Here is an 11382-nt window from a genome sequence, read left to right on the forward strand (position 1 = left end):
GCGCCAGGGAGAATGACCATGACCGCCAGCATCGTCGGATGGGCGCATACGCCGTTCGGCAAGTTCGACACCGAGACCGTGGAAAGCCTTGTGGTGAAGGTAGCCAATGAGGCGCTGGCGGATGCCGGCATTTCGGCCGGCGATGTCGACGAGATCGTGCTCGGCCATTTCAACGCCGGCTTCTCGCCCCAGGATTTTACCGCCTCGCTGGTGCTCCAGGCCGACCCGAAGCTGCGCTTCAAGCCGGCGACCCGGGTCGAGAACGCCTGCGCCACCGGCTCCGCCGCCGTCCATCAGGGCGTGCGCGCGATCGCGGCCGGCGCGGCCAGGATTGTCCTCGTTGTCGGGGTCGAACAGATGACGCGCACGCCGGGCCCGGAGATCGGCAAGAACCTGCTCAAGGCGTCCTATCTGCCCGAGGACGGCGACACTGTCGGCGGCTTCGCCGGCGTGTTCGGCAAGATCGCCAGCTCCTATTTCCAGAAATACGGCGACCAGTCCGATGCACTGGCGCTGATCGCGGCCAAGAACCATAAGAACGGCGTCGCCAATCCCTTCGCCCAGATGCGCAAGGACTTTGGCTTCGACTTCTGCCGCGCCGAGAGCGAGAAGAACCCCTACGTCGCCGGCCCCCTGAAGCGCACCGACTGCTCGCTGGTCTCGGACGGTGCCGCTGCCCTGGTGCTGGCCGACGCGGAAACCGCCAAGGGCATGAGCAAGTCGATCGGCTTCCGCGCCACCGCGCACGCCCAGGATTTCCTGCCGATGTCCAAGCGCGACATCCTCCAGTTCGAGGGCTGCACGGTCGCTTGGCAGCGCGCACTGGAGAAGGCGGGCGTTACACTTTCCGATCTCTCCTTCGTCGAGACCCATGACTGCTTCACCGTCGCCGAGCTGATCGAGTACGAAGCGATGGGCTTGACGCCGCGGGGGCAGGGTGCCCGTGCCATCAAGGAAGGCTGGACGCTCAAGGACGGCAAGCTGCCGGTCAATCCGTCCGGTGGCCTGAAAGCCAAGGGCCATCCGATCGGCGCCACCGGCGTCTCCATGCACGTGATGACCGCGATGCAGCTCGCCGGCCAAGCGCCCGAGGGCATGCAGCTCAAGAATGCAAAGCTCGGCGGCATTTTCAACATGGGCGGTGCGGCGGTTGCCAACTACGTCTCCGTGCTGGAGCCGCTGAAGTAAGGCTGCTGCACGGTAGGCAAGGCGTGAAGCGCCGTGCCCACCTTCTTATCTTGCGCTAGATCATGGTGGGCCCGCTGCGGGCCCTTAAAGCTCTTGATCGATTTGCAGGGGATGCATCATGAGCAATGACTACGAAGATTCGCTGTCGATGGACGCACTCAACGATCGCATCGCGATTCTCGAGGACAATATCCGCCAGCTCATCGAGCAGGCCGCGGCCGCCTCGGGTGAGCAGAACGAGTCGCGGATCGCTGACCGCATCAACCAGCAGAATGATGAGCTCGACCGCCTCCTCAAGATTCGCGATTCCCGTCAGAAGAAATAGCCGCCTTTCGCCGCCGGCGCATGCGGCCATACGCCGGCGGCTCTTGCGCATGCGCCGCCACTGCCGTTAGCTGGACCGAAATCGCAGGCCTCACTTGAGGCCGCGCAATCGGGAGCGAACGATGGGGCCGCTGAAGGGCATCAAGGTCGTCGACATGACCACCGTGCTGATGGGCCCCTATGCGACCCAGATGCTCGGCGATTACGGCGCAGACGTCATCAAGGTGGAGTCTCTGGACGGCGACGTCACCCGCCTGATCGGCCCGATGCGGCACGCAGGCATGGGCCCGGTGTTTCTCAACACCAACCGTAGCAAGCGCTCGATCTGCCTTGACCTGAAGAAGCCCGCCGGCCGCGAGGCCGTGCTCCGCTTGCTGAAAGACGCCGACGTTCTCGTCTACAACGTCCGCCCGCAGGCGATGGCGCGGCTTCAACTCGGCTATGACGTTGTTTCCAAAATCAATCCGCGGCTGGTCTATGCCGGCGTGTTCGGCTTCGGCCAGGACGGGCCCTATGCTGCAAAACCGGCCTATGACGATCTGATCCAGGGCGCCACCGCGCTGCCCGCCTTGATGGCGCAGACCGGTGACGGTGTGCCGCGCTATGTGCCGAACGCACTGGTCGATCGCATCGTAGGCTTGACTGCCGTGGGCGCGATCTGCGCCAGCCTCGTGCACCGCGACCGCACCGGCCGCGGCCAGCGCGTCGACATCCCGATGTTCGAGACCATGGCCGGCTTCGTCATGGGCGACCACATGGGCGGATTGACCTATGAGCCCCCGCTCGACAAGGGCGGTTACGCCCGCCACCTCTCGCGCGACCGCCGGCCCTACAAGACATCGGACGGTTATCTCAGCGTCATCGTCTACAACGACAAGCAGTGGGAGAACTTCTTTAAGGCGACGGGACGCGACGACCTGCGCGCCGACGCGATGTTCGCGACATTCGCCGGCCGCGCCGCCAATATCGACGTCGTCTATGCCGAGCTCGCGCGCATCTTCGAGACGCGCAGCACCGCGGAATGGATCGACCTGCTCACCAAGGCCGACGTGCCGGTGATGCCCATGCACGACCTCGCGTCGATGCTGCACGATGAGCATCTGGAGGCGACCGGCTTTTTCCCAGTGGTGAACCATCCAACTGAAGGGCCGATCCGGAGCATGAGGGTGACGGCCACCTGGTCCGAAACCGAAGCCGAACCGGTGCGGCTCGCGCCGCAGCTCAACGAGCACGGCGCGGAAATCCTGCGCGAGATCGGCTATTCCGCCGACGAGATCGACGCCATGGTCCGCGATGGCGTCACCCGTTCGCCGCCCCGGAATGACGATGCACTGGTGCGCCCATGAGCTTCATCACCGGCGTCGGTCTCACGCCTTTCGGCAAGCACGAAGACTCGTCCTCGCTGGAGCTGATGAGCAAGGCCGCGCAGGCTGCGCTCGACGATGCCGGGCTCAAGCGTGCCGAGATCGACGGCATCCTCTGCGGCTACTCCACCGTCTCGCCGCACATCATGTTGGCGACCGTTTTTGCCGAGCATTTTGGCATCCGCCCCAGTTACGCCCATGCCGTCCAGGTCGGTGGCGCGACCGGGCTCGCGATGACCATGCTCGCCCATCATCTCGTCGAAGCGGGCGTCGCCCGCAATGTGCTTGTCGTGGCCGGCGAGAACCGCCTCACCGGGCAGAGCCGCGATGCCTCGATCCAGGCGCTGGCGCAGGTCGGCCATCCCGACTACGAACTGCCGCTCGGCCCGACCATCCCCGCCTATTACGGCCTCGTCGCTAACAGATACATGCACGAATACGGCGTGACGGAAGAAGACCTCGCCGAATTCGCGGTGCTGATGCGCACCCACGCCTGCACTCATCCTGGTGCGCAATTCCAGGATCCCATCGAGGTCGCCGACGTCATGGGCTCGAAGCCGGTGGCGATGCCGCTGAAGCTGCTCGATTGCTGCCCGGTGTCCGACGGCGGTGCCGCCTTCGTCGTCAGCCGCGAGCGGACCGGAGAGGCCGGCGTGCGCATTCTCGGCTGTGCCCAGGCTCATACCCATCAGCACGTCACTGCAGCGCCGCGCTTAAGCGAACTCGGCGCCGAGATCTCCGTCGCCCGCGCCAGGGAGGCCACCGGCCTCGCGATTTCCGACGTGCGCTACGCGGCGATCTACGACAGCTTTACCATCACGCTCGCGATGCTGCTGGAAGATCTTGGCCTTGCTGGCCGGGGCGAGGCAGCCGCACGCGTGCGCGCCGGCCATTTCAGCCGCGACGGCGCGATGCCGCTGAACACCCATGGCGGCCTGCTCAGCTACGGTCATTGCGGCGTCGGTGGCGCCATGGCGCATCTGGTGGAAACGCATCTGCAGATGACGGGGCGGGCGGCGAATCGTCAGGTGCGCGACGCCTCGATCGCGCTGCTGCACGGCGATGGCGGCGTGCTGTCGTCCCACGTCAGCATGTTCCTGGAGCGGGTGCGATGAGCAAGCGTCTTGGCGACTGGACCAATGGCGAACAGGCCGTCACCTATCAGACCTGCACCGCATGCGGCCATGTGCAGTATTTTCGTCGCGCCTTCTGCGTGGCCTGCGGCGCGTCCGATCTGCGGGAGCAGCGCGCCAGCGGCAAAGGCAGGGTCTATGCGACGTCGCTGGTCTGCCGCGCCGCCACGCCTGAGACGCGGTCGCACGTGCCCTACAACATCGTGCTGGTCGATTGCGCCGAGGGTTTTCGCATGATGGCGCATGGTGAGAATGATCTCGCCATCGGCGATGAGGTCAATGCGAGCTTCAAGCCATTCGCCGGCAAGCTGGTGCCGTTCTTCGCCAAAGACAGATAGTGAAATTTAGTTGCTCGAATGCAGCCCGGATGGAGCGGACCGAAATCCGGGGTTTTCGCCTCACCGATAGACTTTCCCTGCTCGCGCTTCGTTCCATCCGGGCTCCTGCAGCAAAGCGAGCGGTGGGATCCGTCATTCGGGGGCGGTCCTGAGAGACCGAGCCTGGAACGGGAATTCTGGGCCTGGCCTGTGCGAGGGCCACCCCGGAATGACGAAAGCTCTCACCCGACTCTTAACTAGCGCCCGTAGAACAGGATGCTGGCGATGACGAGCATCGCCATCACCGCTAGCATATGCGCGAACGCTTCCGAGGCCGCCCCCTTGGTGGCTTCCTTCATTCCATTTTCTCCCTAGACTTGGGCGTGACTCATCGATGCGCGGTTAGCGCCCAACGGCCAATTGTTTTTACTCGGAACACCCCTTGCGAGTATCCGCCGCGATCAAGTCCCCACGCGGCGAATATCGACTGTGCCAAGGTCGTTCAGCAATGCGGCGGCATTTTGACTCGATGTTGTTGCTCCTGCGGACGCGCAAGAATACAGTTTCGTGGAAATTTCGCCGCTAACGACAAAAAGCATCAAAGGCTTAGGGAAAAACTTCAGGAAAATCATGGCCCGCATCAACTACAGCGACCCGTCCAAGGCATCCGACCGCACCCGGGAGATCCTCGACAAGAACCGCAATGCCAACATCTTCCGGATGATGTCGCATTCGCCGAGCTATTTCGAGCAGTACTGCCGGCTCGGCGGCGCCATCCGCCACAAGGGCGAGCTCGATCCGATCGTGCGCGAACTCGCGATCACCCGCACCGGCATTTTGTGCGAGGCGCCGTATGAGATCGTCGCGCACAAGCGCATCGGCAAGAATGTCGGCGTCACCGACGAGCAGAACGAGGCGCTCGAGAACTGGCAGGCCGCGAACTGTTTCAATGAAGTGCAGCGCGCCGCGCTCGCCTTCACCGACGAGATCGTCAAGCTGAACAAGCCGACGGATGCGACCTTCAAGGCGATCTCATCGAAGCTGACGCCGGCCGCACTGGTTGAACTGCAGCTCTCGGTCGGATTCTACATCATGACGTCAAAGTTTCTGGAGACCTTCGAGATCGACCTTCAGCCGGTCACCGAAGTGGTCGGCTGATCGAGCAATTGCTGTGAGGGATGCTCATGACGATCGATGAATATGCCGCCTGGGCTGCAACGATTGCGAAAGTCGATGAGCGTCCGTCGAACGAACGGCTGTCCTATCTCGGGCTCGGCCTCGCCGGCGAGTCCGGCGAAGTCGCCGACCATATCAAGAAGCTGCTCCGCGATGACTGGCTCGACCAGGCGGGCCTCGTCGAAGAGCTCGGCGATGTCATCTATTACTGGGCCTGCCTCTGCGTGGCGACCGGCCAGCAGCCATCGGAGCTGCTCAAGACCAGTGCCGCCAAGATCAAGCGGCGGATCAGCGAGGCGGCGAGCCGCTAGGCCACTCAGGTGGAGGTCAAGATATCCACTTTGGCGTTGGCGACGATCAGGCGCTCGGCCAGAAGCTGCGCAAGATTGCGCATGATGCGTTCGCTGGCGTGCGGGTGCTGCTTGCGGAAGCGCTCGAACGCTTTCAGAGGCGCCTCGAACGCGGTCGCAGCCATATCCGCGAACACGTCCGCGGAGCGGGTGGTCTCGATCAGGGCCATCTCGCCGAACGCCATGCCGGCGGTGAGTGTTGCGAGCCGCACTCCGTCGGGCAGGGTGACATGCACCGCGCCGCTGCGCAGGAAGAACAGGGAATCGGCTGCGGCGCCAGTGGTGAGGATTTTCGCGCCAGACTGATAGATCCGGATCGTGCAGATCGAGGCGAGGTCGGTCAGCTCTTCCGCGCTGAGGCCTGCGAGCAGCGGCTGCTCGGAAAGCTCGGTGGTCTCGTGAAAATCGATCGAGCCGCCATAGCGGTAGACGATCTGGTCTTCGGCCCATTCGGTCGCGGTGTCGAGCACATAGAAGTCGCGGACGTTCTTCAGCTCCGCGGTCCACTCCCGCAGGCTGTCCCATTCTTTGGAGGCGCGCCTGACGCCTGACAGGACGACGGTGACATTCAGCGCCGCCAGCTCCTCGAACGCTTCAGCCACCAGCCGCGCCCCGGCGCGTGTGGTGGAGGTGACGCGGTGGAGATCGAAAATCACGAATTGCGGCCGCGGCCGGCCCGCAAGCCGGCGTGAGACATAGTCGACCGCCGACAGCGACAGCGTGCCGACCAGCTCGATGATCCGCACCTCCTGCTCGTGGGCTGCGAGAATATCGCGCTCCTGCGGGCGGCGCACGCGCCGCGACGGGCTCTTGCCGATGTCGTAATCGGCGATGACGGCGTTGCGTGCGTCGTCGCTGCGGTTGAGCATATGCAGATCGTAATGCGAGGACAGCGCCTCGCAGACCTTGATGCCGCGCACGCTGTTGCCGTGCTTGTCGAGCCTTGGCGAATAGCTGCCGAGCCCGAGGCGGGCGGGGAGTGCGGCGAGAATTCCGCCGCCGACGCCACTCTTGGCGGGGATGCCGATCCGATAGATCCATTCGCCGGCATAGTCGTACATGCCCGACGACGTCATCACCGACAGCGTGCGCGAGATCGCGTAAGGCGTCAGCACCTGCTCGCCGGTAACCGGGTTGACGCCACGGTTGGCGAGCGTTGCCGCCATCACGGCGATGTCGCGCGCGGTGACCAGCACCGCGCATTGCCGGAAATAGACGTCGAGTACGGCCGCGACATTGTCCGAGATCACCGCATTGGTCTTGAGGAGATAGCCGATGGCGCGGTTGCGGTCGCCGGTCTGGCTTTCGGAAGCGTAGACGGCCTCGTCGACGGCGAGGTCGCGGCCGGCAAAACGACTGAGCGCGAGGCGAATTTGCTCGAAGGCGTCCGGACCCTTGCTGTCGTGGATCAGCCCGGTGCAGGCGATCGCGCCGGCATTGACCATCGGGTTGAATGGATGATTCTCCGAGTTGAGCCGGATCGAGTTGAAAGGATCGCCGGAGGGCTCGACGCCGATTGCGCTCTCCACCCTGTTTGCGCCGAGCAGGTCCAGCGCCAGCGCGAACACGAACGGCTTTGACATCGACTGGATGGTGAAGGGCGCCCTGGAGTCGCCGACCTCGTAGACATGACCGTCCAGGGTCGCGAGGCTGATGCCGAAACAGGCAGGATCGGCCTTGCCGAGCTCGGGAATGTAGTCGGCGACCGCGCCCGAGGTCTCTGCCGAGAATTCGTTGAGGCAATTGTCCAGAAACCGCAGCAAAGGCGGCTTCGAGCGGGTCCAGGCGGTAGCGAGAGGCGAAAGCGGTTTCATTGCCTCTCTTTGTGCAACGCAATCAGGGCACGCGCAACCCGTCCGGCACCACGGTCTGCCGCCGGACCAGCAGCAGGGCGAGCAAAATCGTGGGGATCAGGATGGCGAGGCCGAGCAGCGTCACCTGCATCTGCGACAGCGGCATGATGCCGCCGCCGGGGGTGGCCACCACGAAACCGCCGATCACCAGCAGCACGCGGATGGGCCACTCCAGCGCACCGGCGCCGCGGAGATCGCCGACGAAGGGCTGGTAGCCCTGGATGCCGCCGCAGATGAACAGCGTGCCGAACGCCGCGAGCGCCATCAAGCCGAGACCGGCCAGATAGGGGCTCGGCCCCTGCAGCACCAGCGCGGGATTGAGCACGAAGAAGAACGGGATGAAATAGATGATGCTGCCGACCCACATCGATTCCCAGCCCGTCTTCATCGCCGGCGAGCCGGCAATACCTGCCGCTGCGAATGATGCAATCGCGACCGGCGGGGTGATCGACGACAGCATGCCCCAGTAGAAAATGAACATGTGCACGGCCATTTTGTTCAGCCCGAGCTTCTCCAGCGCGGGTGCGACCAGGATGGCGAGGAAGATGTAGCAGGCCGTCGTGGTCAGGCCGAGCCCGAGAATCAGGCTAGTCAGGGCGCACATGCCGAGCAGCAGGAACGGATTGTCGCCGGCGATATGCAGCAGGTCGTTGGCGAGGCTCGACACCACGCCGGTCATCGAGAAGGCGCCGATCAGCAGGCCGCACCCGGCGAGGATGCCGACAAGCTCGACGAAGGTGCGGCCGTTGACCTCGAGGAATTTGCCGATGGTCGCGACAGTCCAGCGCGTGTCCTTCGAGAACAGCTGGTTGAGCACAAGAAGCAATGCGGTGGCGTAGAATGGCGCATGGCTCTCGCGCTTGAAGTAGAGCAGCATCACGATCAGGAGGGCGATGACGAAGACGTAGTACCAGCCATCCTTGATTGTATCCATGACCCGCGGCAGCTCCGCGCGCGGAATGCCCTTCAGCCCGTGTCGTGCGGCGTAGGAATCGACCTGCATGAACAGGCCGATATAATAGAGCGCGGCGGGAATGATGGCCGCGATCGCGACATCGGCGTAGCTGACATTGAGGAACTGCGCGATTACGAAGGCGGTCGCGCCCATCACCGGCGGCGCCAGCACCGCGCCGGTCGAGGCACAAGCCTCGATCGCGCCCGCATAGGAGGCGCGAAAGCCGCTCTTCTTCATCACCGGAATGGTCATGGTGCCGGCGGTCAGCACGTTGGAGATGATCGAGCCTGACATCATGCCGAGCAGGCCGCTGGCGAAGATGCACACCTTGGCCGCGCCGCCGCGGAACGTGCCACACAGCGCGAAGGCGAGATTGATGAAGAACTTTCCGGCGCCGGTCATCATCAACGCGGTGCCGAACACCAGGAAGCCGATCACGGTGTCGGCAAACGCCTGGATGGGAATGCCGAGCAGGCTCTCGCCCGACAGCACGTGATAGGCGGTCGCCTGCTCCAGCGTCGACTGCGTGCCGCGGAACGGCCCGAGCCAGCTGGATTCCGCGAACAGCGGATAGACGGTGAAGGGAAGCACGCTCAGTAGCAGGCTCCAGCCGCCGGTGCGGCGCAGCGCCTCCATCAACATCACCCACATCACGAGACCGGCTGCGATCACGCTGTTCGGCGCGCCGCCGAATTCCCAGCCGGCCTCGGCGGCCTTGCGGACGTTCGACATCAACAGCAGCGCGGCGGCAAAGGTCACGACGAAGCAGAGAAGGTCATACCAGGGAATGCGGTCGAGCGGCGCGCGCGGGGTCCCCGGGAAGATCAGGAACGTGAACGGCAGCATCAGGGCGATCAGGAGGTAGAAGTATTCCGTGTTGAGCTGGGTGTAGCCGACGAAGAAGCGCAGCGAGAATTGCTGGTTGATGCAGAGCAGGATGGTCGCGGCGGTCGCGAGGACGAGCAGCCAGCGCCACGCGCCACGCAAGCTTCGCGCGCGCGTAACTTCCGCTTCCTGCATGTTGGCGGCGGCGCCATGCGGATCGTCGAACACGATCCGCTTGGCCCCGTCCTGGGAGGGGGTGGAGACTGAAGCAGACGACATGATCGACCCCGGGCGTGGACAATTAACGCTGTGAACTAATCCTCGAACCCGTTCGGCATGTCGGCCTTCGCAAGCGCCGCGGCACGCGCCTTCATCCAGGCGTCGAGGAACGCCTTATCATCCGCAGGCGGATTGGATTTTCCGTAGTCGGTCCACGCGGCGCCAAGCACCTCTTGCCGCTTGATCAGTCCGTTGTTGTGCGCCTCCTGTGCGTCGTTCCATTGCCCGGCCTCCTTCAAAGCCTTCACCGCGCCGGGATGCACCGGCACCACCCAGTTCTTGGTCTGGCGATCGGCCGCAAGCCCGCCGGCGCCGGGCGCGGAGTCCTTGTAGGAATCGTAGTTCACGATCATCGCCTTGGTGATCGCATAGACCTGCTCGGGGGCTTGCGAGGCGTAGGCGACGAAGATCGGATAGGGATAGTTGCCGAGCTCGATCGGCTTGTCCGGCGAGATACCGGCGCCGCAGGTCGCGGTCTGCGGGAAGAAGAACGAGCCGACCTTCTGCATCCGTGCCCAGCCTTCCTTGTCCTTGGCCGGCAGCGGCGGCCAGACCAGCCCGCGCGGCGAAGTCTCGGCTTCCTTGGCGGGACCGGTGATGGTGGTGCCGAAGGCCGCATCGGTGTCGTTGTTGATCAAGCCCTTCCACATCGCGCCGTAGCTTGCGAACTCGACGATCTTGACGTCCTTCTGCGTCAGGCCGGCGAAGGCGAGCACCGCGAGCGAGTTCTGGTTCAGTGCCGGCGAGCCGACGACGAAGCCGACGCGCTTTCCCTTGAGGTCCTTCAGCTCCTTCACCCCTGTATCCGCGGCCACGCCGAGCGAACCGCAATTGCAATCAACGCTCGAGAGCAGGATCTGGAGCGGCTGCGGGCCCCATTCCCTGGAGCCGAACTCGAACACGCCCTCCTGCGCGAAATATGTCCCCGATCCCATCGCCGCGGAGACCGCGCGCTTGGCGCGCAGCGGCGCCAGACGCGCGACATCGTTGCCTGCGGGGAGCACGCGCACGTCGGTCGAGTATTTGTCCTTCATCATCTTGCCGACGCCGACCGCGATGTTGAAGCCGGCGGTACCGGTGTCATAGGCGGTGAACGTCAATGTTGCCGGCAGCTTGATGTCGTCGGCGAATGCATAGCGTGTAGACACAAAAGAAAGGCCTGCCACCACGGCAGGCGCGAGCATGATCAGCCCACGACGCATGTTTCCCTCCAATGATCCTCGCGTTTGCCGCGACGATTTCTTTCTTTGTTTGAAACAGGTTTTGTTTGAGAGATCATGTCATCGCGGTCAGGCAATGGCAACGCCGTACCGCGAACGCAGCAATGAGGCTGACAGAATGTCGCGGAAAACGACGGAGAATGCAGTCAGCTTGCGACGATTGCGATCGCCTGTCCTTCGGTAACGACGTCGTCGAGCTTCACCAGAAGCGATGTGATCTCGCCGCTCACAGGCGAAAGCACCGGTATCTCCATCTTCATCGCTTCGACCACCACAATCTCATCGCCATCTGCAACGGTTCCTCCAACTTGCACGGGAGTTGCGCAGACGCGTCCGGCGATCTCCGTGACGATCTTAATTTCTGGCATGCCATCGCCTTTTTGTTGTGGTCGCAAAAT

General features: G+C 63.8%; 12 protein-coding genes. 7 read left to right on the plus strand and 5 right to left on the minus strand.

What is annotated here, in order from left to right; all coding sequences use genetic code 11:
* Positions 1-18 precede the first annotated feature (18 nt).
* The 5 genes from IVB42_RS38000 (at position 19) to IVB42_RS38020 (ending at position 4347) form a co-directional block, all read left to right on the plus strand.
* Positions 19-1188 (plus strand): acetyl-CoA acetyltransferase, encoded by a 1170-nt coding sequence (locus IVB42_RS38000; protein ID WP_007609038.1) that lies wholly within the window; start codon positions 19-21, stop codon positions 1186-1188.
* Positions 1189-1306: 118 nt separating this feature from the next.
* Positions 1307-1513 carry a hypothetical protein gene (locus IVB42_RS38005; protein ID WP_018459240.1) on the plus strand — a complete coding sequence of 69 codons (207 nt, stop codon included), beginning with the start codon at positions 1307-1309 and terminating at the stop codon, positions 1511-1513.
* A 121-nt stretch (positions 1514-1634) separates the two neighbouring features.
* Positions 1635-2858, plus strand: coding sequence for a CoA transferase (locus IVB42_RS38010; RefSeq protein WP_247297549.1), 1224 nt, complete (start codon positions 1635-1637; stop codon positions 2856-2858).
* Entirely contained in the window at positions 2855-3991 is a 1137-nt protein-coding gene (locus IVB42_RS38015; RefSeq protein WP_247472089.1) for a thiolase family protein, read from the plus strand. Before IVB42_RS38010 ends, IVB42_RS38015 begins: the two co-directional genes overlap by 4 nt.
* Complete coding sequence (locus IVB42_RS38020) at positions 3988-4347, plus strand: OB-fold domain-containing protein (protein WP_247398190.1); 360 nt, start codon at positions 3988-3990, stop codon at positions 4345-4347. Before IVB42_RS38015 ends, IVB42_RS38020 begins: the two co-directional genes overlap by 4 nt.
* A 440-nt stretch (positions 4348-4787) precedes the next feature.
* On the opposite strand, the gene IVB42_RS38025 is transcribed toward IVB42_RS38020, so the two are convergent.
* Complete coding sequence (locus IVB42_RS38025; protein WP_158091581.1) at positions 4788-4958, minus strand: hypothetical protein; 171 nt, start codon at positions 4956-4958, stop codon at positions 4788-4790.
* Here IVB42_RS38025 and IVB42_RS38030 point away from each other — a divergent pair.
* Together IVB42_RS38030 and IVB42_RS38035 are read left to right on the plus strand one after the other, a co-directional pair.
* The gene (locus IVB42_RS38030; RefSeq protein ID WP_085352807.1) at positions 4957-5484 is read left to right on the plus strand and encodes a carboxymuconolactone decarboxylase family protein; all 528 of its coding nucleotides are present in this window, start codon (positions 4957-4959) and stop codon (positions 5482-5484) included. The two genes, IVB42_RS38025 and IVB42_RS38030, sit on opposite strands and share 2 nt — an antisense overlap.
* Positions 5485-5510: 26 nt before the next feature.
* Positions 5511-5813: a nucleoside triphosphate pyrophosphohydrolase family protein gene (locus IVB42_RS38035; protein ID WP_026233761.1), complete on the plus strand. Its 303-nt coding sequence runs from the start codon at positions 5511-5513 to the stop codon at positions 5811-5813.
* Positions 5814-5818: 5 nt separating this feature from the next.
* Here the strand turns inward: IVB42_RS38035 and glsA are convergent, their stop codons facing one another.
* The 4 genes from glsA to IVB42_RS38055 all read right to left on the minus strand — a co-directional run bounded on the left by glsA (position 5819) and on the right by IVB42_RS38055 (position 11352).
* Entirely contained in the window at positions 5819-7666 is a 1848-nt protein-coding gene (gene glsA / locus IVB42_RS38040; protein WP_247297542.1) for a glutaminase A, read from the minus strand.
* A gap of 22 nt (positions 7667-7688) precedes the next feature.
* Positions 7689-9764, minus strand: coding sequence for a TRAP transporter permease (locus IVB42_RS38045; RefSeq protein WP_247398188.1), 2076 nt, complete (start codon positions 9762-9764; stop codon positions 7689-7691).
* Between the two features lie 35 nt (positions 9765-9799).
* Entirely contained in the window at positions 9800-10966 is a 1167-nt protein-coding gene (locus IVB42_RS38050) for a TAXI family TRAP transporter solute-binding subunit (protein WP_018459232.1), read from the minus strand.
* 164 nt (positions 10967-11130) lie between these two features.
* A complete protein-coding gene (locus IVB42_RS38055; protein WP_018459231.1) occupies positions 11131-11352 on the minus strand; it encodes an acetyl-CoA carboxylase biotin carboxyl carrier protein subunit in 222 nt (73 codons plus the stop codon).
* Positions 11353-11382: the final 30 nt, after the last annotated feature.

The sequence above is a fragment of the Bradyrhizobium sp. 45 genome, from assembly GCF_023073155.1.
GTDB lineage: Bacteria > Pseudomonadota > Alphaproteobacteria > Rhizobiales > Xanthobacteraceae > Bradyrhizobium > Bradyrhizobium canariense_D.